The organism is Pseudomonas urethralis, assembly GCF_021602465.1.
GTDB lineage: Bacteria > Pseudomonadota > Gammaproteobacteria > Pseudomonadales > Pseudomonadaceae > Aquipseudomonas > Aquipseudomonas vlassakiae.
Map to the genome: position 1 here is coordinate 472,043 of NZ_BQIJ01000002.1, position 22,486 is coordinate 494,528.

Here is a 22,486-nt window from a genome sequence, read left to right on the forward strand (position 1 = left end):
CCGGCGCTACACCGTAAACACCACGCCGGTGCGCGAGGCCGCGTTGCGGATGTGCTCCTGCATCGCCTTCTGCGCGGCGGCCTGCGAGCGGCGGCTCAGGGCGCGGAGAATCTTGCGGTGCTCCTGCCAGGTTTCCAGGGCGCGTTCCGGGCGAATGAAGGGCAGCTTCTGGCTCTCGAGGAAGATCTCCTGGCTCGCCGTGATCACTTGCAGCATCGCCTGGTTGCCGCAGGCTTGCAGCAACCGCTGGTGGAACGCGAAGTCCAGCCGGGCCGCGGCTTCGAAGCGTCCCGCGCGCAACTCCTGGTGCATCGCCTCGACATTTTCCTCCAGGCGATCGATGTCATCTGCGGTCAGGGCCAGTGCCGCCTGCCCGGCGGCGAAGCCTTCCAGGGCGTAACGCAACTGGAAGGTGTCACTGGCGGACACCTGCTCGGCATAAGGCCAGGCAAACGTCGAGGCTGCAGGCACCGGCGCTTGCACGAACACACCCTTGCCCGGTTGCACGCTGACCAGGCCCAGGGCACTGAGCGACGACAGCGCTTCACGCAGCGATGCCCGGCTTACCCCCAGCTGCTCGGCAAGGTCACGTTGCGAGGGCAAGGCATCGCCGGGTTGATAGGTGCCATCGTCGATCAGCTTGCGAATGCCTTGCAGGGCCTGTTCGGGGACGGCGCGGGGGAGGGTATCGAGCATGCTGTTCAGACCGGTCGGAGGGCGATGACTTTGGCTTTTTACGGCGATTGCCTTGCGCTGGCAAGTGCTGCTCCGCCCTGGCGCAGCGTAGTGCCCGGCTGCACGAAAGCGGGGCGTGCCCTCGGCGACGCGGGCGGCCGACGGGCAACTGTTCAGACCAGTAAGACCGTTCAGTGCGCGCTTTCCACCGCTTCGTGATGTGCCCGGGCGCACTCTGGCATGGCCCGTGCACTGCCCTGGCGGCAGTCCACTTCCTGAATGCTTGCGAGGCCATCCGATGAAGATATTCCGCCCCCTGTTCCTGGCCACTCTGTTCTGCGGCGGCGCCCTGGCGTTGCCAGGCGCGCAGGCCGATGCGCTGGCCGACATCAGCGCCCGTGGCGTGCTCAAAGTGGCGGTGCCGCAAGACTTCCCGCCTTTCGGTTCGGTCGGCCCCGACCTCAAGCCTCGTGGCCTGGACATCGACACCGCCCAGCTACTGGCCGACAAGCTTGGCGTGAAACTGGCGCTGACGCCGGTCAATAGCACCAATCGCATTCCGTTTCTGACCACCGGCAAGGTCGACCTGGTGATCTCCAGCCTGGGCAAGAACCCCGAGCGTGCCGCCGTCATCGATTTCTCCCGCCCCTACGCACCGTTCTACCTGGCCGTGTTCGGCCCGGCCGACGTGGCCATCGCCGGAATCGACGCGATCGCCGGCAAAACCATCAGCGTCACCCGCGGCTCGATCGAAGACATGGAACTCAGCGCCGTGGCGCCCAAGGGCGCGGTGATCAAGCGCTTCGAGGACAACAACTCGACCATCGCCGCCTACCTCTCCGGGCAGGTCGAGCTGATCGCCAGTGGCAGCGTGGTGATGGCGGCGATCGCCGAGAAAAACCCGGCCAAGGTGCCGGTGGTCAAGGTCAAGCTCAAGGATTCGCCGGTCTACGTGGGGATGGCCAAGAACGAGCCAGCGCTGATGGACAAGGTCAACGCCACGCTGGAGGCCGCCAAGGCGGACGGCAGCCTGAACCGCAACGCGGAAAAATGGTTGAAACAGCCGCTGCCGGCTGACCTCTGAGCGGCGCCTGGAGCCTGTCACCATGGCCTATGAATTCGATTTCGCTCCTGTGTTGGCCCAGGCCGACCTGCTGCTCAAGGGCGCCTGGTTCACCCTGCAGCTGACGGCGGTCGGCACCTTGCTGGGCGTGGCCATCGGCGTGCTGGGTGCCGGTGTGCGCGCCTGGCACGTGCGGCCGTTCGACACGCTGTTCGGCCTCTATGTGGAGCTGATCCGCAACACACCCTTCATCGTCCAGCTGTTCTTCATCTTCTTCGGCCTGCCCGCGCTGGGCATTCGCCTGAGCGAATGGCAGGCGGCGGTGCTGGCCATGGTGGTCAACCTGGGCGCCTATTCCACGGAGATCATCCGTGCAGGTATCCAGGCCATCCCCAAGGGGCAGCTGGAGGCTGCTGCGGCCTTGGCCATGAACCGCTTCGAGGCGTTCCGCCATGTGGTGCTGCGACCAGCGCTGGCCAAGGTCTGGCCGGCACTGTCCAGCCAGATCGTGATCGTCATGCTCGGCTCGGCGGTGTGTTCGCAGATCGCCACCGAGGAGCTGTCGTTCGCTGCCAACTTCATCCAGTCGCGCAACTTCCGCGCGTTCGAAACGTACTTGCTAACCACCGCGTTGTACCTGCTGATGGCCATTCTCCTGCGCCAGTCGCTGGCCTGGCTGGGGCAGCGCCTGCTGATGGGGAGACGCTGATGGACTTCACCTTCTGGGACATCCTGCGCAACCTGCTGGTCGGCCTGCAGTGGACCTTGCTGCTGTCGTTGGTGGCCTTCGTCTGCGGTGGCCTGGCCGGGCTGTTGGTGCTGGTCGGGCGGCTCTCCGAGCAGCCGCTGTGGCGCGGCCTGGCGCGGGGCTACATCGAGCTGTTCCAGGGCACGCCGCTGTTGATGCAGCTGTTCATGGTGTTCTTCGGCATTGCCCTGTTCGGCCTCGATGTGTCGGCCTGGATGGCAGCGGCCATTGCCTTGACCCTGTTCACCAGCGCCTTTCTCGCCGAAATCTGGCGCGGTTGCGTCGAAGCCATCCCGCGTGGCCAGTGGGAGGCCTCCGGCAGCCTGGCGCTGAGCCGCCTGGAGCAACTGCGTCACGTCATCCTGCCGCAGGCACTGCGCATTGCCGTCGCCCCGACCGTGGGCTTCTCGGTGCAGGTGGTCAAGGGCACGGCAGTGACCTCGATCATCGGCTTTACCGAGCTGACCAAGACCGGCGGCATGCTGGCCAACGCCACCTTCGAGCCGTTCATGGTCTACGGCCTGGTCGCGCTGGGTTACTTCGTTCTCTGCTATCCGCTCTCGCTGAGCGCCCGTTACCTGGAAAGGAGGCTGCATGCCCCTGCTTAGAGTGTCTGCACTGCACAAGTACTATGGCGACAACCACGTGCTCAAGGGCGTCGACCTGAGCATCGAGGAGGGCGAGGTGGTGGCCATCATCGGCCGCAGCGGCTCGGGCAAGAGCACCTTGCTGCGCACCCTCAATGGCCTGGAGTCGATCAGCGACGGCGTGATCGAAGTCGACGGCGAATACCTCGACGCCAGCCGCGCCGACCTGCGCGCCTTGCGCCAGAAGGTGGGCATGGTGTTCCAGCAGTTCAATCTGTTTCCGCACCTGAGCGTCGGCGAGAATGTGATGCTTGCGCCGCAGGTGGTGAAGAAGGCCAGCCGCAGCGAAGCACGCCAACTGGCCGAACAGATGCTGGCACGGGTGGGCCTGGCGGAGAAGTTCGATGCCTTCCCCGACCGGCTTTCTGGCGGCCAGCAGCAGCGCGTGGCCATTGCCAGGGCACTGGCAATGTCACCCAAGGTGCTGCTGTGCGACGAGATCACCTCGGCGCTCGACCCTGAACTGGTCAATGAGGTGCTGGGCGTGGTGCGTCAACTGGCCAGCGAGGGCATGACCCTGATCATGGTGACCCACGAAATGCGTTTCGCCCGGGAAGTGGGCGACAAGCTGGTGTTCATGCACCACGGCAAGGTGCATGAAATGGGTAACGCTCGCGAGGTATTCGCCGCACCGCAGACGGCCGAACTGGCCAATTTCATTGGCGCGGTGGCGTCGGCTTAGGCCCGCCCGCCACGGCGCATACCCGGGGTCAGAAGCGCATGTCCACCGCCACCTCGAAGGTCCGCGGCGCCCCCATGTAGTACTGCAGTCCATAGGCCTGCTTGGCATACACCTCATCGGTCAGGTTGCGCACCCGCCCGGTAATGGTGGTGTGTTCATCCAGCCGGTAGCGGGCAAAGCTGCCGAACAAGGTATAGGCCGGCGCCTTGAGGGTGTTGGCGTTGTCGGCGTACACCGAGCCGACATAGCGGGCATCCACCCCCGCCGACCAGGCCGAGGTGAAGCTGTAGGTCAGCCACAGGTTGGCGACATTGGCCGGCACGTTGACCGGGGCATTGCCCTTGCGCGACACCGATACGCCGTTGACCGCTTCGTTGAACGCGTCGTACTGCGCGTCGACATAGGCGTAATTGCCCTCGGCCAGCAGCTTCGGCGTGACTTGCAGCCGCCCGGACAACTCGATGCCGCGTGAGGTCTGCTGCCCGGCCTGGACCGTCAGGTTGGGGTTGCTCGAATCGCGCACGGCAAAGTCCTTGCGCACGATCTGGTACAGGGCCACGGTCGCCGCGCCTCGCCCTTCGAGGAAGTCGAACTTGCTGCCCACTTCCCATTGCTCACCCTTGGACAGGTCGAAAGTGCCGACGTTGGCGTAGGTGGCCGCCGCCAGCGAACCGGCCGGCAGGTCGGCGGCGGTGCTGTACTGGGCGTAGAGGCTGGCCGCCGGCGTCAGCTCGTAGGTCAGGCCGATTCGCCCGGACAGCGGTTCCCAGCGCCGTTCGAAGAACGCTGGCGAGGTCGGTGTCACCGCGCCGTAGTTGGTCACTTCCATGTCCAGGTAGTCGTAACGCAGGGCGGTGAGCAGGGCCAGGCGCTCGGTCAGTTGCAGGCGGTTCTCGGCGAACACGGCGCGGTTGCTGGTGACGTGCCGGCGCTGCTTGGTCAGCCCGGCGTTCACCCCAGGGATATCGTAGAAACTGCCGGGATCGAAGTGGTCCGGATCGACCACATCGGTCCAGCTCCCGGATTGCGGGTAGACGGTCTGGCGCATGTGCGAGTAATCCAGCCCCAGCGACCACTGGCTGGCCAGGCCGAACAGCGGGTGGTCGTGGCGCAGTTCGATGCGCTCGCCCAGCACGCTCTGTTCATGGCGCTGCAGGTAGGGGCTGGCACGCTGCACATTGCCGTCGCGGGTGTAACTGTAGCGCTCGACGTTGCGGTAATCGCGCTGGGCGCTGTAGTGGTAGAGGGTGTTGTGCAGGCTGGTGCTGTCGTTGACCTGGTAGTCGAGCATCGAACGCAGCCAGCGCACGCGCTGCTCGTAGCGTCCATCGCCGACGTTGTAGTTCTCGAAGCGACGGCTGTTGTCGATTTTCAGGGTGCTGCGCCCCGGCAGGATCGGCGCGCCCCAGTAGGGGCTGTCTTCGCGGTCCTCCTGATATTCCAGCGCCAGGGTGTGGGTCAGGTCGGGCGTCAGGTCGCTGAGCAGGGAAACCGCCAGGCTGTCGGTCTTGCGCGGGTTACGGTCGATGTAGCCATTGCTGCCGGTGTGGCTGAAGTCCAGGCGCATGAAATGGCGGGCATCGGCCGGGTTGCTGGCCAGGGCCTGGTTGATACCGAAAGCCACTTCCGAGTCGTCGTAACTGCCATGGCGCACGCGGCCATCGATGATCTGTTGGTCACGGCTGGCGGTCTTGGTGATGTAGTTGATCGAGCCGCCCACTGCGCCTGCGCCATGCAGGAACGACGACGGGCCGCCGAGCAGCTCGACGCGGTCCAGCACCCAGGCGTCCACTGGCCGGGTGGCGCTGCTGTAGCCGAGGTTGATGCCGTTGAACAGCTGGGTCACCTGGTTCTGGGTAAAGCCGCGGTAGCTGACGAAACCGCCGTAGCCCGGGTTGGCCGACGCGTTGACGCCGGTCATGGCGTTGATCACGTCCTGGCTGTCCTTGGCGCCGCGTTCCTCGATGATGCGCCGGTCCGAAACGCTCACCGAGGCGGGTGTTTCCCGCGCCGTCAGGCCCAGCCGCGAGCCGGTGCTGATCGGCTGGTCGAGTTGCACGCCGGAGGGCGCATCGCGCTCGCCGTCGATGGTGGTGGCGTTGAGTTCGACGGCGGCATCGTCCGCCCAGGCGAAGGTGCAGGTGCCCATGAGGAGCACCAGGGAGGTATTGCGAAGCATGTTGTTGGGTCGTCCACGCAAAGGTCATGGCTGACGGCGAGCGCGCAGGCAAGCGCGCCCGGCTGAAGTCAGGCGAATTGAATAACGGCTGCGGGGAGGACGACGGGTGGAGCGCGGGGTGTGAGGGCAGGGCGTTGGTAACGGGGCGGCGGTTGCGCCCAGCTGCGCACGACGATGGGCGAAGTGGCTTTGGCCTGTGCCGGGCTGAACGACCAGCCACCGCTGGCGAGTGGCACGGCCAGGCCGAACGAGGAGCACACCGGGCAATCGAGCTGGGCCATGTGTGGGTCGCTACCGGCGCCGTCGAGGTCGATGGCCACGCCGTGCTCGCTGTTGATCGAGCAGAACCCGCCTTCCAGGCCGGCCAGGCGCAGGCCGCCCATCTGGCCGTGGTGCAGGCCACACAGCAACAGGCTGAACAGGACGCTGGCATAGAGCGTCCAGGCAGTCAGGGTGCGGGTGTGCCGGGTGATTTTCATGGCGGCGAATCTATCACCCGGACGAATGGCGGGGTAGTGCCTGGCCGTGACAGGTTGTCGCAGCTCAGGCAGCGCGTTCGAGCACGTCCAGCAGTTCGACGAATTCCTGCGCGAGCTTGTGGCGTGGCGCCATGTGCACCAACGGTACCGAAACCTGGTGCGACTCGCGCATCTTGATCGAACTGCTCAGGTACACCGGCAGCACCGGCATGCCTTCGGCGCGTAACTGATCGACCAGGGTCTGGTGCAGCGCAGTGCGCCCGGCGAACTGGTTGACCACCACGCCCTCCACCTGCAGCGCCGGGTTGTGGTCCTGACGCAGCTCTTCGACCTCGGCCATGACGCTGAGCAGCGCCTGGCGCGAGAAGCTGTCGCAGTCGAACGGGATCAGCAGGCGCTCGGCGGCCACCAGGGCACTGAAGGTGTAGAAGTTCAGCGCAGGAGGGGTGTCGATGTAGATCCGCTCGTAGTCCTCGCCCAGCTCGGCCAGCAGCTTGCGCAGCTTGTTGATCTTGAACTTGCTTTCCAGCTTGCTCTGCAGGTCGCTGAGATCGGGGCTGGCGGTCACCAGGTGCAGGTTGTCGTAGCGGGTTTCGGTGATCGCCACGCGGTGCTTCTTGCCAGCGGCGGTGGCCGGCGAGAGGGTCTGGCGGAAGAAGTCGGCGATACCGGCAGGGATGGCGTCGTCGGTCAGCCCGGTGAGGTAATAGGTGGCGTTGGCCTGCGGGTCGAGGTCGACCAGCAATGTGCGATAGCCCTCGGCGGCGCTGGCCGCGGCGAGGTTGCAGGCGATGCTCGACTTGCCCACGCCACCTTTCTGATTGAAAACCACACGACGCATGAGACGCTCATCCATGAAGTGAAAATGTCAGGTTGGGGTCAATCCTATGACTGAAACACGACAGATTTATGACAAGTGTTGAAACATCAGTTAAGTTCATCTTTGTCGAACCGCAAGCGCTCTACTGCGGTGTTCTGGTGGTCAAGCCCGCTCGACATGGCGCCGGTAGAAATCCAGGGTCGCCAGGTTCTTGTCCTTGGCTTCGAACATGATGTCGAAGCGGTCGAGGAACTGCAGGGCGTAGCGGTTGGTCCAGTCGTTCCACATCTGCGCACTGTGCACATACAGGTCGCGTTTGTTGACCTTTTCCAGCAGCTGCGGGATGGTCAGCTTGCCGTCTGCCGCGAAGCCGAGTGCTTGCAGGTGCTCGGGCGGTTGCGAGTAGTGCATGGTCGGCCGCACACCGCGCCAACTGTCGATGATCCGTGCCACGCGTGGATCGTGCGGGTCGATGTAGTCACCCTCGTGGATCCAGCAGTGGTGGATGTCCAGCACGACGGGCGCAAGGTCGGCCAGTGCCAGGCAGTCGTCGACGCCATAGGTCTTCTCGTCGTTCTCGAAGGTGATCACGTTGCGTGCCACCTGCGACAACCTGGGCCATACCTGGCGCACACCGGCCGCGCCGAGGCGCCCGGCGATATGCACATTGCACTTGAAGTCCTGGAAGCGCTGGCCGAAGCCCATCAGGCGGATCATGTCGGCGTGGTACTCGAATTCGGCCAGGCTGTTTTCCACCACCTCGGGGCGGTTCGAGCCGAGCACACAGTACTGGCCGGGGTGAAATGACAGGCGCAAATCCTGCTCCAGAGCCAGCTTGCCGATGGCGGCGAAGCCTTCGGCCATCAGGGCCTGGAACTCGCTGTCGCGATAGAGCGGCCCGACGCTGGGGTGGCTGTAGAGCGGCAGCAGGTCGCTACTCAGGCGCACCATGCGCAGCATCGGCGGCAATTCGCTGACGTAGGCCAGCAGGCGCAGTTGGGCGTCGAGGTTGTGCTGCACCAGCTCCAGCAGTTTGGCGCGGGCCGTTTCTTCGCTGGCACTGGTCAGCCAGCGCAGCGTGGTGGTGCGCGGATTGAAGGTGCGCTCGATGGCTTCCAGCGCTTTCACCGACAGGCTGCGGTGCGGGTGGCGGTACATGCAGGCGAAGCCCAGGCGGGGCATGGTCGGTCTCCCGAGGAGGAATGTTCGTTGGACCGGTGGCTGGGAGAATGATCACTTCAAGCCTGTTCCGGCCTCTTCGCGGGTAAACCCGCTCCCACACGGATAGCGTTGCTCTGAAGATTTTTGCGGTCCCTGCAGGAGCGGGTTTACCGGCGAAGAGGCCGGAACAGGCGAAGTATCAATCCGGGTTCAGGAGCCCGATTTTTCCAGCGCTTGCAGTTCATCCTCGACCTGCTGCATGCGCTGCTCAGCCAGTGCCTGGACGTTCGCATCCCGCGCCGTTTCGCGCATCAGGCCGGTGAGCTTGTCGCTCAAACGCTTGCCTTCCTCGGTCTCTTCCAGCGCCTTGGCCTTGGCCGGGTCGCGGGTGGCGGCGACGATGGTCGCGAACTCAGCGTCGCTGAAGTTCTTTTCGCTATACAGCTTGTACAGGTCCTGGCGCTGGTCCTCGACGGTGAGGTGTTTGCGCAGGACGTTGCTGATGGTGGCCGCATCCAGCTGCGGGTGGGTGCGCGTGAGCAGTGCAGCCATGCGCTCGATATTGTGGTCGTAGGCCTCCTGCAACGGCAGGTTGGCCAGGATCTGCTGTTCGCGGGTGGGCTTCTGGTCGCAGGCGGCGAGGGCCGCAGTGAGCAGCAGGGGGAGCAGCAACTTCTGGATGCGGGGCATTGGGTGGCCTTGGGCGGGTGTTCCGAGAGGGGGATTATAGCGGTGTCGCAGTGGCTGTCAGAAGCCGCCTGACAACGGCCATTCCACTGCCAGGCGGATCTGATTGCCATCGAGCTCCGCCTGCGCCGTGTTGCCGCGGTGCACGTTGTGCCGCAGCGAGAAGGTGGTGCCCTTGGCCTTGCCGCTCTGCACCACATAGCGTGCCTCGAGGTCACGTTCCCAGTGCTTGCCGCCTTTGCCATAACCCAGGTACGCATAGCCGCCGTTGGGGTCGACATGGCTGCCGTCGATATCGAAACCGCGTACATACAGGGCAGTCAGGTTCAGCCCCGGCATGCCGTAGCCACCCATGTTCAAGTCATAGCGCGCCTGCCATGACTTTTCGTTCGGTGCGTTGAAGTCGGACATCTGCACGGCATTGGCGATGTAGATTGCCCCACGCGTGACGTAGTCGAACGGCGTGTTGCCAGCCACTTGCTGCCAGCCGAGGCTGTAGCTGTGCGGGCCCTGGTTGTAGCGTGAGACCAGGCTCCAGGTGGTGTTGTCGATGCGACCGGACAGCGCCTTGCCGGCGTCGGTGGTGCGGTACAGGTTGAGGTCCAGGCTCAGGCTGCGGCGGTCGCCCAGGGCCTGGGTGAAGGTGCTGCCAAGGTAGTGCTGGTTCCAGGTGTCTGCATAGCGTGAGGTGTACAGGCTACCACTGAAGGCAGCGCCGGGGTTCCACACCAGGCCGGCGAGGTCGAAGCTGTTGCCCTGGCGGCCGTCGGAGTAGTTCACCACGAAGCCCTGGTCGTGGCTGGAGGCGTTGCGGTCGGTGCTTTCGTTGAAGTGGCCGGCGACCAGCTTGAGGGTGTCGATCTCGCTGCTGGTCAGGAACAGGCCCGTGGCGGTTTCGGGCAGCAGGCGGCTGTCGGAGGAGCTGAACACCGGCGTCTTCACCCGCTGTTCGCCCCAGGACAGCATGGTGTTCGATACCCGCAGCTTCAGCGCCGCGCCGCCCCGGCTGTAGGCGTTCTTGGGCTGGCCGTCGTTGTCCAGGCTCAGCAGGCGTGCCTTGCCGGCACGGCCGCCACCGCTGTCGAGCTGCACGCCCTGATAGGCGTGGGCATCGACGCCGACGCCGATCAGGCCCTGGGTGAAACCGGACTGGTACGTGCCCATCAGGCCGTAGGCCCATTCCTCGGCCAGGCCGTTACGTTCGCTGCGTGGCTTGTAGGCATTGCGCGCGCCGCTGTTACGCCCGCCGTGCTTGTAGTCACGCTGGTCGTAGACCGTCCGGTTGAGGATGCTCCAGCTGCTGTCTTCGACGAAACCGCTGCTGTGGGACTGCGCCGAGTCCGCGAAGGCAAATGGGGCCAAGCCTGCCAGTGGCAGGGACAAAAGCACAGCGGCGGGGCGCAACAACATGGCGGGAACGTCCTGGTTCAGGGGGCGCGGAAACGCAGGATGCGTGCGCCGTCGAAGGGGTCGGTGAGGTAGTGGGCGTGCACGCCAAAGGTGCTCAGCAGGCGCTCGGGGGTCAGCACCTGCAGCGGCTTGCCAAGGGCCACCAGGCGGCCTTGGTCGAGCACTGCCACACGGTCGCAGGTCAGCGCCTGGTTGAGGTCGTGCAGGGCCACCAGGGTGGTCACCGGCAACGCCTGCACCTGATGCAGCAGGCTCAACTGGTGCTGGATGTCGAGGTGGTTGGTCGGCTCGTCGAGCAGCAGTACCTGCGGGCGCTGGGCCAGGGCGCGGGCGATGTGCACGCGCTGGCGTTCGCCGCCGGACAGCGAACGCCAGGCCCGTTCACGCAGGTGCGTGGCGTCGAGGTCGGCCAGGGCCTGTTCGACCAGGGCCCGGTCTTCGCGGGAAAACGGTGCCAGCGCCGACAGCCAGGGCGTGCGCCCCAGGGCGACGGCGTCGAACACGCTGATCGCGTCGAGGGTGTCGGCCTGTTGTTCGACCAGCGCCAACGCCTGGGCGACGCGCCGGCGCGGCAGGCGCGCCAGGGGCTCGCCGAGCAGCTGCACGGTGCCGCTGCTCGGCGTGCGCAGCCCGGCCAGCAATTTGAGCAGGGACGATTTGCCTGAACCGTTGGGGCCGACGATGCCCAGGGTTTCACCGGCCGCCACGCTGAGGTCGATGTTGCTCAGCACGGGGTTGCCTGACAGTTGCAGGCCCAGCCCGCGGCAGGCGAGTGGCGCGACGTGCGCGCTGTTCATGACGTTCATGGGCGCCCCCGGCGGCTGAGCAGGATCAGGGCGAACACGGGCGCGCCGATCAATGCGGTGACCACGCCGACCGGGATCACCTGGCCGCCGATCAGCGTGCGCGACAGCACATCGGCGGCAATCAGGAACAACGCGCCGCCCAGCGCGCTGGCCGGCAGCAGGTGGCTATGGCCGGGGCCGAGCAGCAGGCGCAGGGCGTGGGGGATGACCAGGCCGACGAAACCGATGGCGCCGACGATCGACACCATCACCGCCGTTACCAGCGCCGCGCAGCTGATCAGCAGCCATTGCGTGCGGCGCACGGCGATGCCCAGCGAAGCTGCCGAGTCGGCGCCGAAGGTGAAGGCATCCAGCGCCCGGCGGTGCCACAGGCACACCGCCAGGCCGAACAGCGCCACGGGCAATGCCTGCCACACCGACGGCCAGCGCACGCCACTGAGGTTGCCCAGCAGCCAGAACAGGATGCCGCGTGCCTGTTCGGCGGTGGCCGACTTGGTGATGAGCAAAGCGGTAAGGGCGGTGAACAGCTGGGAGCCGGCGATACCGGCGAGGATGACCTGCGTGTGGTTGTTGCTCGGCCCGGCCGCACGGGCCAGCACCAGCACCAGCAAAAAGGCCGCCAGGGCACCAATGAAGGCGCCGCCGGACATGCTCAGGGCGACGCTGCCCAGGCCCAGCAGGCCAACCAGCACCGCACCCGTCGATGCGCCGGCCGACAGCCCGAGCAGGTAGGGCTCGGCCAGCGGGTTGCGCAGCAGCGCCTGGAGGATCACCCCACAGGTCGCCAGCCCCGCCCCGCAAGCGGCGGCGACCAGGGCGCGGGTCAGGCGGTAGTTCCAGACGATGCCGGCGTCGATCGGGTCGACCGGATAGCCGGCCTGCCACAGGTGGTTGGCCAGCACCTGGTAGACCACCTGTGGCGGCAGGTTGGTTTCGCCGATGGCCGTACCGGCCAGCACGGCCGCGAGCAAGGCCAGCAGGGCCAGGGCGCTGTAGGGCAGAGCTTTCATCATGGTGCCGCTTTACCGCTGGCGAAGGCTGCGGACAAGGTCTGCAGGCCGGGGAACAGGCGGATGCCGGCCTGCATGGCGTCGGCGTCGAGGATGATGATGCGGTTGTTCTTTACCGCATCCATCTGCTTCGTCACCGGGTCGTGGCGGAGGAATTCGAGCTTTTTCCGGTAATCGTCGGCGGGGTAGCGGCGGCGGTCCATGCGCGCGATGATCAGCCAGGTCGGGTTGGCCTTGGCCAGGGTTTCCCAGCCTACGGTCGGCCATTCCTCGGTCGACTCGACCACGTTGCGCACGCCCAGGGTGCGCAGCATGAAGTCGGCTACGCCCTGGCGGCCCGCAACATAAGGGTCGATGCCGAGGTCGGCGCTGGAGAACCAGAACAGCGCCGAAGTCTGCGACAGGTCCTTGCCGGCCAGTTGCTGCCGGGCACCCTCCAGGCGTGCCTTGAGGTCGGCATTGAGCGCGGCACCGCGGTCCTGTACATCGAAGATCTCGGCCAGCTGGCTGATGCTCTTGTAGAGGCTGTCGACCTGGAATGCCTGCAGGCGGGTGCCGTCGGCGCCGACCAGGTTGTCCTTGCCTTCACAGTCCGAGGGCAGCAGGTAGGTGGCGATGTTCAGTTCGCGGAACTGTTCACGGGTGGCGACCGCGCCCTGGGCGCCGACCATCCACTCGAACTGCACCGTCACCAGTTGCGGGCGCTTGCCGACCACAGCTTCGAAGCTGGGCTCGTTGTCGGCCAGGCGCGGCACCTTGTCGTTCAGTGCCTGGTATTCGGGCAACACATTGTTGAACCACAAAGAGGTGCCGGCCAGCTTGTCGCCCAGGCCCAGCGCGTAAAACATCTCGGTGCCGGCCTGGCCGATGGTGACCGCACGCTCAGGCGCCTGGGCGAAGGTCTGCGGCGCGCCGCAGTTGTCGACGGTCAGCGGGTAAAGGGTGGCCGCGGCCTGAGCCAGGCCGGTGAGGCTCAGGCCGGCGAGCAAGGTGGCGATACGGGGCAGCATGCTGGGCGATCTCCTGTCGGACAGTTCTGGTGAGGAACGCACGGACAGGCATCGCCGCAGCCCTGCACGTGCAGGGGCAACACGGATGGCCATCCCGGACACCCCGCCGGTTGGTGAATGTATGCCGGCAGGTCTCCTGACTGGTGCGTCCTCGCCTGGCTCCGGCCTTCCCGGATCAGGTCCAGTGGCATCGATGGAGCAGGCTCGGCACCTACAGTTGCGGGGGCAGTTCCGATTGGCACGCCGGGTTGGGCGGGCCCGGGATTCCCTATTAATTCCGTGGTGGAAACCGGCGGGCGGCATGGTAGACCATCCGGCCGCCAGGTGAAACGCCAAATCAGAAGTACTTCAGCCAGTGGATGTCGCGCCGGCGCGCCTTGAGCCGGGCAAACCAGCGCACCGGCAGGTACAGTGCCGCCGCCAGCAGCAGCGAGGCCAGCCACACCGCGCCGATGGTGTCGAAGCCGAAGTAGTCGCCCTGGTTGAGGCCGAACAGCGCCACGCAGGCCAGGTACAGCAGCTTGAGCACGTACAGGTGCAGCAGGTAGAAGAACATCGGCGCTGCGCCGAACACCGCCAGGGCGCTGATCCAGCGGGCGAGCCCGGCGCGCTCGAAGGCGCGCAGCAACAGTAGGCCGCAACCCAGGGTCAAGGCCAGGAACAGCAGCGAGGGCGGGTATTTGGTGATGTTGAAGAAGCTCATCAGCGTCTGGGTGATGGTCGGGTAGCCGCTCCACGGCGCCTCGCCGTAGCCGTTGTAGAGGCGCAGCACCATGAAGCCGAGCAGGGCGATGGCGCCGGCCATCAGCAGACGGTGCTGGCGCTCGTCGGCGTCGCTGCCACGGGCGAACCACGGGCCGAGGCCGAAGCCCAGCGCGATCACGCCGATCCACGGCAGCACCGGGTAGGAGGTGCGCAGGCGCAGGTTCTCCGAGACCTCCAGCCAGCCGCGGTCATGCAGGATCGCCCACGGCACATGCAGGGCCGATTGCGCGTCGAAGTGCAGGCCATCGAGCAGGTTGTGGCCGGCGATGATCAGCGCGCCCACGGCCAGCAGGGCCGGACGCGGCAGCCACACCAGCAGCGACAGGGCGATCATGCTCACGCCGATCGCCCAGATCACCTGCATGTAGACCACGCTCGGCGGCAGCTGGAAGGTCCAGGCGAAGTTGACCAGGGTGAATTCCAGCACCACCAGGAACAGCCCACGCTTGAACAGGAACGCCGAGACGTCGCTACGACCCTGGTACTTCTCGCCATACAGCCAGGCCGACAGGCCGGTGAGCAGGACGAACACCGGCGCGCACAGGTGAGCCAGGGTGCGGCTGGCGAACAGCGACGGGTCGGTGGCATCGATGGCCATCGGGTCGATGACCTGGCGGTGCAGGAAAAAGGTTTCACGCACGTGGTCGAGGAGCATGAACAGGATCACCAGGCCGCGCAGGGCATCGATGCTCTGCAGGCGCTGGGTGAGCAGGGTGGGGGTGGCTGAGGCGCTGGTCATGGAAAGGGGTCGCAGTCAGGAATGAATGTCAAATGAAACGTTATCTTATAACTTTTTTATTTGCTTCTGAAAGCGGTTTTTGTATTACCTGTACCGGCCTCTTCGCGGGTTCACCCGCGAAGAGGCCATCAGCTCAGAAGGTGTAATCCACGGTAGCGAAATATGATCGCGGCGCCCCCATCACCCACTGCTCGCCACTGAACACCGACGCCACATATTCACGGTCGAACAAGTTGTTCACCTGCAACCCCAGGCGCACATCGGGCAGCACCTGCCAGCTGATGTTGGCATCGACCACGGTGTACCCCGGCGCACTCTGGCTATTGGCCGAATCGGCATAACGCTCATCCACATATCGCGCGCCAATCCCGGCTTCCACTCGCCGGCCAAAGCCCTTGCTCAACCACAGGTTGGCGGTACGCCGCGGCACATTGGCCGGACGATTGCCGGCGCGGTCCTGGGCCAGGCCATCGACTACCTCGTCGAGATCATCGTATTTCGCCCTAACCAGTGAGGCATTGGCCGACACCTGCCACTGCTGCCCCAGGGCCAGCTCCAGCGATGCCTCCAGGCCATCGGAAGTCTGCTGCCCGGCCTGCTGCGCCTCGTGGGAGATCGGGTCGTCCACCAGCAGCTTTTTCTTGACGATGTGGAACGCGGCTAGCGTCCACTCGCCACGGCCTTCCCAGAAGCGTTGCTTGAGCCCCAACTCAGTCTGCTTCGCTTCGGTCAGGTCGTAATCCATCTGCGTCGGGCTGAGGCTGACCAGGTTATCCACGCCATCCTCGCTGGTGGAGAACTGGCCATAAAGCGACAGCTCGTCGGTGAGCGCAAACACCAGCCCGGCCCGCCAGTTGCCGCCTTGCAGGCTGCGGTCGCTACGGCTGCCATCGACCAGGTTGTCGCGATCAATGTGGTTCTGGTCGCGGCGCACGCCGGTCACCAGCGACAGGCGCTCGGTCAGCTGCAGACGGTTCTCGGCGAACAGGGCGAAGGTGTGGGTGGTGGACAGCGTCTGCGGGCGGGTTGGCGAGTCGCTGTGGAACCCGCCCGGGGTCGGCTGCCACGGGTCGATGTAGTCGCCGCCCACGTCGTTGTACGGCCGGTTGCTGTCGACGTTGAAGCGCACCTTGTTGTACTCGACACCGACCAGCGTCTTGCTGGCCAGGCCGAACAGGCTGTGATCGAAGGTGAAGGTCTGGCGGTCGCCTATCTGCTCCTGGTTGTGCCTGATCTGCAGGAAGCTCTGGCGCTCCAGCTGCTCGCGGTCGGTGTCCCAGCGGTAGTTCTCGGCATTGCGCCAGTGGCGGCGGCTCTTGATGTAGTAGAGCTGGTTGCTGGCGCTGAGCTGGTCGTTGATCGCCCAGTCGGTGGTGAAACGGGTCCACTCGTCGTGGTAGCGCTGCACATCGTTCTGGACGTTGTAGTTCTTCTTGCGCAGGCTGCTGCGGTAATGGCCGTCGATCAGTGGCGTGCCGTAGTAGTTGGCCGGCTGGGCGTCGCCACGCTCGTGGGCGAGGGTGAAGCTCAGGTCGTCGTTGGCATCGAAGCGCAGCGCGGCACTGAGGGCCAGGCTGCGCGAATCGGTGCGGTCGACCCAGCCGTTGCCGGCCTGCTGGTTCAGGGTCAGGCGGTAGCTCAGGCGTTCGCTGAGGCTGCCGCCGGTGTCCAGGCCAAGCTGCTGGCGGTCCCATGAGCCGTAGCCCAGGCGCAGGCGGTTGTGGATGTCGCCGGTGAACGGCTTTTTCGGGATCACGTTGATCACCGCGCCGGTCGCGCCTTCGCCATACAGCACCGAAGCCGGGCCGCGGATCACGTCGACCTGCTCGACCATCCACGGGTCTACCGGGAAGGTCTGGGTGCCGGCCCCGGTATACAGGCGCGCACCGTCGAACAGGGTCATCACCGAGCCATGGCCGGTGAAGCCGCGCGCCGACAGGCCGGTGCCGCCATCGCCGGGGTTGCCGATGAAGGTGATGCCGGGGGAGCGGGTCACGGCGTCCTGCACGGTGAGGTTGTTGCGTTGCTCGATCTGTTCGGCCGTGATGCTGCTGGTGCTGGCTGGCGTTTCCAGGGCACTGAGGTGCAGCCGTGAACCGGCCTCGGTCGGCGTGGCCAGGTCGACGTGCTTTGGGTCACGGGTATCGGTGATGGCCGTGGAGGGGAGGCTCAGCACAGGTTCGTCGGCCAGGGCCGGCAGGGTAACGGCCAGGCAGGCCGCCAGGGGGTGAAGCTTGAAGAATCGGGACATGTCGTTCCACTGCTGCAGGAATGAATGGATCCCGGTGGAAAACACGCAAAGGCGCACCCCGTACGCAGGCGCACGCGGATACCGGCCTGCGCCCGCCCACCGCGGGTTGCCAAGTGAAGCTTCAGGCCGGTCTCCGGGCTTGCGAGGGTCGTGAGGCCTTCACCTTCCCATGCTGGCGCACAGTGGTGTGTCGAAGGCATCGCTCGCTTACCGTTGCGGGGGCAGCGCCGGACTTGTCGTGAACCACGACGCACCGGCTTCCCGTTTCACCCTGCGCACGGCGGCGCAGGACACCTGAAACTGGCGCGCATCTGACCATCGAATGGTCAGCGCGTCAAATGCGCGTGTCAGCGCCCGCGGCGGCGTGACACCCGTGCCTCGATGTTCTTGCGCCCGATGAGCAGGGGAGGCTTCTCCACCACTGGCTCATCGGCCAGCCACTTGTACATCACCAGGCAGTCGACCAACCCCAGGCGGGCGTGGCGATAGGCCTTGGGCAGGCGGCCCACGGTCTCGAAGCCCAGCCGGGTCCACAGCGCCACCGCCACCTCGTTGCTCGCCACCACCGAATTGAACTGCAACGCCAGGAAGCCCTCCTGGCGTGCCAGCTTCTGCGAGTGCTCGCACATCAGCCGGGCCACACCACGGCCACGTGCAGCGTCGCAGACCATGTAGCCGCAGTTGCCGACATGGGCGCCGGGGCCGGCGGCGTTGGCCTTGAGGTAGTAGGAACCGAGCAGCTCGCCATCCTCTTCGGCCACCAGCGTGTGCAGCGGCAGTTGCAGCCACAGCTGGCGGGCCTGCTCGACGTTCAGCTCGGGGTCGAAGGCGTAGGTTTCGCGGGCCTGGACGATGGCCTGGAAGGTCGGCCAGAAACGCTCGAAATCGTCGGGCGTCATGGGGCGAATGTGGATCATGGCGGTTCCTGCAATGGCTAGGCCGCCAAGTCTGGGTGGCGCGGCGCCGTCGCGCAAGGGCGGCGACGCCGTTTGGCTTCAGCCGTTGGCCTTGCCCAGCGCATCCAGGGCGCGGGCCGAGTAGACCAGCGCGGCCCCGGCGTTCATCGCCACGGCCACACCCAGCGCCTCGGCGATCTCCTCACGGGTGGCGCCGTGCTTGACGGCCTGTTGCGAGTGCACGGCGATGCAGCCGTCGCAGCGGGTGGTGACGGCCACGGCCAGGGAGATCAGTTCGCGGGTCTTGGCGTCCAGGTGGTTGGTCTTGGCGCCCGCGCCGCTGGCGGTCATGTAGCCGGCCACGGTGTCGGGGGACAATTGCTTGAGATCGCCGATGCCGGCCATCAACTGCTTACGGTAGGCGTCCCAGTCCATCATGCTCATCGTCTTCACCTTGGTAAGGTTGCGAGTGGAGCTTTCATGCTAGTCGAAGCCTGGGAAGCGAGACTTGTACTTTAGTGCTGGCCAGGATTGAAGCGGCCAGACAAGGCCGCTTCTGCAATGGCCAACGTGCCGGTCAGATATAGACGAACACCAGCACCAGGGCCGCGACCACCAGCCACTTCTCCAGGTAGTAGCGCATGCGGTTGCGCTTCTTCAGCGCCTTGCCACGCTCGCGGATCTTGTAGATGCGGGTGAACAGGCGGTTGATGCCACCGGTCTTGTCGCCGGCGTCGTTGGGCGCAGCGGCGGCGGCCATGACGTTGCGGCTGAACCAGCGGTTGAACGCGGTGGCCCAGCGGTATTTCAGCGGGCGCTCGATGTCGCAGAACAGGATGATGCGGTTGTGCTCGGTGGTATTGGCGGCGTAGTGGATGTACGTTTCGTCGAAAACCACGCCCTCGCCATCGCGCCAGGAGTATTTCTCGCCGTCCACATCGATGTAGCAACCGTCATCGTTCGGCGTGTCCAGGCCGAGGTGGAAGCGGTACGAGCCGGCATACGGGTCACGGTGACGGACCAGCTTGGCACCCGGTGGCAGGGTGGCGAACATTGCCGCCTTGACCGTGCCGATGCCTTGCAGCAGCTCGGTGGTGCGCGGGCACAGGGTCATCGCCGAAGGGTGGCTTTCGCCGTACCACTTCAGGTAGAAGCGCTTCCAGCCGGTCTTGAAGAACGAATTGAAACCGACGTCGTCATAGTTATCGGACTTCTTGATCTCGCCCACGTGCAGCAGTTGCTGGGCTTCGGCGCGGATTTCCTGCCAGTGGTCCTTGAGCGGCTGCAGTTCGGGGAACGCCTCGACCGGCAGGTAAGGCTTGGCCGGATGCTTGGAGAACAGGTACAGGAAGCTGTTGACCGGCGCCAGGAAGCTGGAGTGGTCGCCCAACTGACGGGTCAGCTTGTGGCGTACCCGACCGCGCAGGTGAACATAGGCGATCGAGAGAACGAAGATCAGTACGAGTGCAATTTTCATGGACGGTTACTTGTCGAAAAATGGCCATGCGCCATGGCATAAGCTCGCCAGCATAAACAATCATGGGGGTAGTTTGTACTTATTGTTACGTTGATGCGGCCCGACATTGGTGTAAGGCGCCTGAAGTGCGCAAAAACGTTTCACGTGATGGAGAGCACATGGTCCCGGACCTTCGCCCGAGTGGCACCCCCTTCAAACGGTTGTTCTTCGCCTTGCCCGTCAGCGACGCCCAACGCCGTGCGATCAGCCAGTGGCGGCGCGGCCTGAACCTGCGCAGCGGCAAGCCGGTGCCCAGCGAAAACTTTCACCTGACCTTGCTGTTTCTTGGCGATGTGGCTGTGGCCCAGGTGCCGGCCATCTGCGCGGCGGTGGACAGCCTGGCGCTGCCGGGCGCGCCCTTGCGCTTGCTGCTGAACCAGCTGACAACCTGGCAGCGCGCCAACGTGCTGGTGCTGGAGCCGCAGGAAACACCCATCGCCTTGCGCCAGCTGGCCTATGCCCTGCAGCAGGCGTTGTTGCCGATGGGCTTCGAAGAGCAGGCCCGTGATTACCGCCCGCACCTGACCCTGTCCCGGGACTTTCGCGGCCAGGCCCCGGAGGCGGCCGTGGCGCCTGAGTTTCATCTCAGCGCCCGGCACTTCACCTTGTACGAGTCTCGCAAGGGCCGTTACTGGCCGCTGGCGCAGTGGCCTCTGGCGGATTAGCGCCGGTCAGGCGATCTGGCTGCGAGCGGGCATGAACAGCTGCTCGCCCAGAGCGCGGGCGGTACGCAGGTGCAGTGCGGCATCCGGGCCTTCGCTGTTTTCCAGCAAGCTCGAGCCAAGCACCGTGGCGCCGCAATAGTCGAAGATGCCGTGCTCTATCTGCACGCGCATGGCCTCGTCGTAACCATGTCGCTCGAACAGGGCGGTATCTCCACCGGCAACGCCGATCAGGTGTACCTTCATGCCACGCAGCTTCTTGATCAACGCTCCAGACTGGTAGTCGAATGCCCAGCCATTGCTGAACACCCGCTCGACCCAGCCTTTGAGCAGGGCTGGCAGCGACCACCAGTAAATCGGGTAGACCAGCACCAGGGCATCGGCGCGGTCGATGCGGGCCTGTTCCAGCAGCACGTCGGCCGGCGGTTCTGCCAGGCCGCGATGCACGGCGTGGTCAGCGGGACCAAAGCGTGGGTCGAAGCCCTCGCTGGCCAGGTCGGCGATTTCACTGCTGTGACCGGCGCTGGCCAGGCCTTCGGCAACTTGCCGGGCGAGGGCGTGGGTGAGTGAGTCCGGGTCGTGATGGCCAATAACGATCAACGCTTGCATGGTGGTGCCTCCAGTGGGAAAGTGCGCGGCTGCCTTGAGCGCTATATACTCAAGGTAAGTTACGATTGGTAAGTTACTTTTGGTAGGTAAGCAATGTCAAGCGATGACAAGGCACAGCCACGCAAGCGCCTTTCCCGCGATGAGCGGCGGCGCCAACTGCTCGATGTGGCTTGGCAGCTGGTACGCGAGGAAGGCACTGAAGCCCTCAGCCTTGGCCGTCTGGCCGAGCAGTCGGGGGTCACCAAGCCGGTGGTGTATGACCATTTCGAGACCCGCACCGGGCTGCTGGCGGCGTTGTTCCAGGATTACGATGCGCGCCAGTCGATGATGCTTGCGCAGGCGCTGGAAGGAGGCGAGGCGACCTTGGCCGGGCGTGCCGGGGTGATTGCGGCTGCGTATGTGGATTGCGTAATCAGCCAGGGGCGCGAAATGCCCGGTGTGTCGGCAGCACTTGCAGGGTCGCCGGAACTGGAAGCCTTGAAACGCGCCTATGAACAGCCGTTTCTCGATAAGTGCCGCGCGGCACTGGCCGAGTTTGCACCCAGTGGTGCGATCGCTGCGGCGGGCATGCGCCTGCTGGTGGGAGCGGCCGAGGCCTTGTCGCAGGCGGCTGCGGCAGGGGAGCTTGAGGCGGTGCACGCCAAGGCCGAGTTGGCGGCGGCCATCGTTGCCATGGTCGAGCGCCAGTGATTCGCGCCGGTGTCAGACCGGCAGGCTCTGGTAAGGCATTTCCTCCCCAGGGCTGCGGGCAAACTGGCGCTTGTACTCGCGGCTGAACTGCGAGGTGCTCTGGTACCCCACGCGGTGCGCCGTCTGCGCCACCCCGAGCCCCTCACCGATCAGCATCTGCTGCGCCTTGAGCAGGCGCAGGCGCTTGAGGTACTGCATCGGCGCCATGTCGGTGCAGCGTTTGAAGTGCTCATGGAAGGTCGACACGCTCATGTTGGCGCAGGCGGCCAGTGCCTCGACACTCAGCGGCTCGGTGTAATGTTCGCGCAGGTGCGTGAGCGCTGCGCCGATCCGGGCGAAGTGCCCCTGCTGCTCCACCAGTGCGCGCAGCACCCCGGCCTGGGGGCCGCGTAGCGCGGTGTACAACACCTCGCGGACTCTCGCCGGGCCCAGCACCTTGGCGTCCACGGGGTCCTGCAGGCATTGCAGCAGGCGCTCCACCGACTCACGCATCGGTGCATCGAGCGCCGCCGAGGTCATCGACTGTGGGGTTTGCGCCTGCACTGCAGGGTCAGGTGCCAGGGCCATGCTCTGCACCAGTTCACCCAGCACAGCGCGGTCGATGTCCACCGCCACACCCAGCAGCGGCTCGTCGGTGGTGGCAAAGGTTTCGCACATGAACGGTACCGACAGCGCCTGTACCAGGTAATGGCCGGCGCCGTATTCCAGGGTGCGCGGGCCGAGGCGCGCCAGCTTGCTGCCCTGGGCCAGGATCATCAGGCTCGGCTCGTAGATCTGCGGGCTGCTGGCCACATAGTGGTCCCAGCTCAGCACCTGTACTTGGGGCAGGTGCGTGGGCACGAACCCCGGGCGGGTGGCCAGGCTGCGGATCAGCGAGCACAGCGGGGCGTTGGCGTCGACGTGGCGGGTCAGTTGCATGAGGAACCAGGGCAGAGGATCAGACAGTGGCATCATCGCAGATCGGCAGGCCAGCGCCAGATG

The 22,486-nt window shown here is 65.4% G+C and carries 23 protein-coding genes and 2 riboswitches; of the genes, 6 read left to right on the forward strand and 17 right to left on the reverse strand.

Translation table 11 applies throughout. The features are described 5' to 3' along the window. Positions 1-6 precede the first annotated feature (6 nt). Positions 7-696, reverse strand: a complete 690-nt coding sequence (locus L6D64_RS05005) for a FadR/GntR family transcriptional regulator (RefSeq protein WP_176508962.1) — start codon at positions 694-696, stop codon at positions 7-9. 277 nt (positions 697-973) lie between these two features. Between L6D64_RS05005 and L6D64_RS05010 the strand changes: the two genes are divergently transcribed. From L6D64_RS05010 to L6D64_RS05025, 4 genes are read left to right on the forward strand one after another with little or no spacing between them, the layout of a single operon-like run. Further along, positions 974-1,759, forward strand: coding sequence for a transporter substrate-binding domain-containing protein (locus L6D64_RS05010; RefSeq protein ID WP_176508961.1), 786 nt, complete (start codon positions 974-976; stop codon positions 1,757-1,759). 22 nt (positions 1,760-1,781) lie between these two features. Then, a complete protein-coding gene (locus tag L6D64_RS05015) occupies positions 1,782-2,447 on the forward strand; it encodes an amino acid ABC transporter permease (RefSeq protein WP_054886392.1) in 666 nt (221 codons plus the stop codon). Next, positions 2,444-3,094 carry an amino acid ABC transporter permease gene (locus tag L6D64_RS05020; protein WP_176509028.1) on the forward strand — a complete coding sequence of 217 codons (651 nt, stop codon included), beginning with the start codon at positions 2,444-2,446 and terminating at the stop codon, positions 3,092-3,094. The genes L6D64_RS05015 and L6D64_RS05020 overlap by 4 nt, the downstream gene beginning before the upstream one ends. Beyond that, positions 3,081-3,815, forward strand: a complete 735-nt coding sequence (locus L6D64_RS05025) for an amino acid ABC transporter ATP-binding protein (protein ID WP_176508960.1) — start codon at positions 3,081-3,083, stop codon at positions 3,813-3,815. The genes L6D64_RS05020 and L6D64_RS05025 overlap by 14 nt, the downstream gene beginning before the upstream one ends. Before the next feature lie 28 nt (positions 3,816-3,843). Here the strand turns inward: L6D64_RS05025 and L6D64_RS05030 are convergent, their stop codons facing one another. The 14 genes from L6D64_RS05030 to lpxO all read right to left on the reverse strand — a co-directional run bounded on the left by L6D64_RS05030 (position 3,844) and on the right by lpxO (position 19,505). Continuing rightward, positions 3,844-5,994 (reverse strand): TonB-dependent receptor, encoded by a 2,151-nt coding sequence (locus tag L6D64_RS05030; protein ID WP_176508959.1) that lies wholly within the window; start codon positions 5,992-5,994, stop codon positions 3,844-3,846. A 68-nt stretch (positions 5,995-6,062) separates the two neighbouring features. After that, entirely contained in the window at positions 6,063-6,473 is a 411-nt protein-coding gene (locus L6D64_RS05035; RefSeq protein ID WP_176508958.1) for a DUF2946 family protein, read from the reverse strand. Positions 6,474-6,537: 64 nt separating this feature from the next. Then, positions 6,538-7,314, reverse strand: a complete 777-nt coding sequence (locus L6D64_RS05040; RefSeq protein WP_176508957.1) for a ParA family protein — start codon at positions 7,312-7,314, stop codon at positions 6,538-6,540. 141 nt (positions 7,315-7,455) lie between these two features. Continuing rightward, positions 7,456-8,475 carry a UV DNA damage repair endonuclease UvsE gene (gene uvsE, locus L6D64_RS05045; RefSeq protein WP_176508956.1) on the reverse strand — a complete coding sequence of 340 codons (1,020 nt, stop codon included), beginning with the start codon at positions 8,473-8,475 and terminating at the stop codon, positions 7,456-7,458. A gap of 189 nt (positions 8,476-8,664) precedes the next feature. After that, complete coding sequence (locus tag L6D64_RS05050) at positions 8,665-9,144, reverse strand: hypothetical protein (protein WP_176508955.1); 480 nt, start codon at positions 9,142-9,144, stop codon at positions 8,665-8,667. Between the two features lie 57 nt (positions 9,145-9,201). Continuing rightward, entirely contained in the window at positions 9,202-10,551 is a 1,350-nt protein-coding gene (locus tag L6D64_RS05055; RefSeq protein WP_176508954.1) for an OprD family porin, read from the reverse strand. A gap of 17 nt (positions 10,552-10,568) precedes the next feature. Further along, positions 10,569-11,357 carry an ABC transporter ATP-binding protein gene (locus L6D64_RS05060; protein WP_176508953.1) on the reverse strand — a complete coding sequence of 263 codons (789 nt, stop codon included), beginning with the start codon at positions 11,355-11,357 and terminating at the stop codon, positions 10,569-10,571. After that, a complete protein-coding gene (locus tag L6D64_RS05065; RefSeq protein ID WP_176508952.1) occupies positions 11,354-12,370 on the reverse strand; it encodes a FecCD family ABC transporter permease in 1,017 nt (338 codons plus the stop codon). Before L6D64_RS05065 ends, L6D64_RS05060 begins: the two co-directional genes overlap by 4 nt. Next, positions 12,367-13,377, reverse strand: a complete 1,011-nt coding sequence (locus L6D64_RS05070) for an ABC transporter substrate-binding protein (RefSeq protein ID WP_176508951.1) — start codon at positions 13,375-13,377, stop codon at positions 12,367-12,369. The genes L6D64_RS05065 and L6D64_RS05070 overlap by 4 nt, the downstream gene beginning before the upstream one ends. A 109-nt stretch (positions 13,378-13,486) precedes the next feature. Continuing rightward, positions 13,487-13,686, reverse strand: a riboswitch (cobalamin riboswitch). Positions 13,687-13,714: 28 nt separating this feature from the next. Next, positions 13,715-14,881: an acetyltransferase domain-containing protein gene (locus L6D64_RS05075; RefSeq protein ID WP_176508950.1), complete on the reverse strand. Its 1,167-nt coding sequence runs from the start codon at positions 14,879-14,881 to the stop codon at positions 13,715-13,717. A 133-nt stretch (positions 14,882-15,014) separates the two neighbouring features. Beyond that, the gene (locus L6D64_RS05080; RefSeq protein WP_176508949.1) at positions 15,015-17,132 is read right to left on the reverse strand and encodes a TonB-dependent receptor; all 2,118 of its coding nucleotides are present in this window, start codon (positions 17,130-17,132) and stop codon (positions 15,015-15,017) included. A 107-nt stretch (positions 17,133-17,239) separates the two neighbouring features. Further along, a riboswitch (cobalamin riboswitch) is annotated at positions 17,240-17,445 on the reverse strand. Between the two features lie 34 nt (positions 17,446-17,479). Continuing rightward, the gene (locus tag L6D64_RS05085) at positions 17,480-18,049 is read right to left on the reverse strand and encodes a GNAT family N-acetyltransferase (RefSeq protein ID WP_176508948.1); all 570 of its coding nucleotides are present in this window, start codon (positions 18,047-18,049) and stop codon (positions 17,480-17,482) included. A 78-nt stretch (positions 18,050-18,127) separates the two neighbouring features. Continuing rightward, entirely contained in the window at positions 18,128-18,472 is a 345-nt protein-coding gene (locus tag L6D64_RS05090; protein ID WP_176508947.1) for a carboxymuconolactone decarboxylase family protein, read from the reverse strand. Positions 18,473-18,605: 133 nt separating this feature from the next. Then, complete coding sequence (gene lpxO, locus L6D64_RS05095) at positions 18,606-19,505, reverse strand: lipid A hydroxylase LpxO (protein WP_085674219.1); 900 nt, start codon at positions 19,503-19,505, stop codon at positions 18,606-18,608. Between the two features lie 158 nt (positions 19,506-19,663). Here lpxO and thpR point away from each other — a divergent pair, with 158 nt between their 5' ends. Then, positions 19,664-20,209 (forward strand): RNA 2',3'-cyclic phosphodiesterase, encoded by a 546-nt coding sequence (gene thpR / locus L6D64_RS05100; protein ID WP_176508946.1) that lies wholly within the window; start codon positions 19,664-19,666, stop codon positions 20,207-20,209. Between the two features lie 6 nt (positions 20,210-20,215). Here the strand turns inward: thpR and L6D64_RS05105 are convergent, their stop codons facing one another. Continuing rightward, positions 20,216-20,815 carry an NAD(P)H-dependent oxidoreductase gene (locus L6D64_RS05105; protein ID WP_176508945.1) on the reverse strand — a complete coding sequence of 200 codons (600 nt, stop codon included), beginning with the start codon at positions 20,813-20,815 and terminating at the stop codon, positions 20,216-20,218. Between the two features lie 93 nt (positions 20,816-20,908). On the opposite strand from L6D64_RS05105, the gene L6D64_RS05110 reads away from it, so the two are divergent. Then, positions 20,909-21,505 (forward strand): TetR/AcrR family transcriptional regulator, encoded by a 597-nt coding sequence (locus L6D64_RS05110; protein WP_176508944.1) that lies wholly within the window; start codon positions 20,909-20,911, stop codon positions 21,503-21,505. Positions 21,506-21,517: 12 nt separating this feature from the next. On the opposite strand, the gene L6D64_RS05115 is transcribed toward L6D64_RS05110, so the two are convergent. Continuing rightward, positions 21,518-22,423 carry an AraC family transcriptional regulator gene (locus L6D64_RS05115; protein ID WP_176508943.1) on the reverse strand — a complete coding sequence of 302 codons (906 nt, stop codon included), beginning with the start codon at positions 22,421-22,423 and terminating at the stop codon, positions 21,518-21,520. Positions 22,424-22,486: the final 63 nt, after the last annotated feature.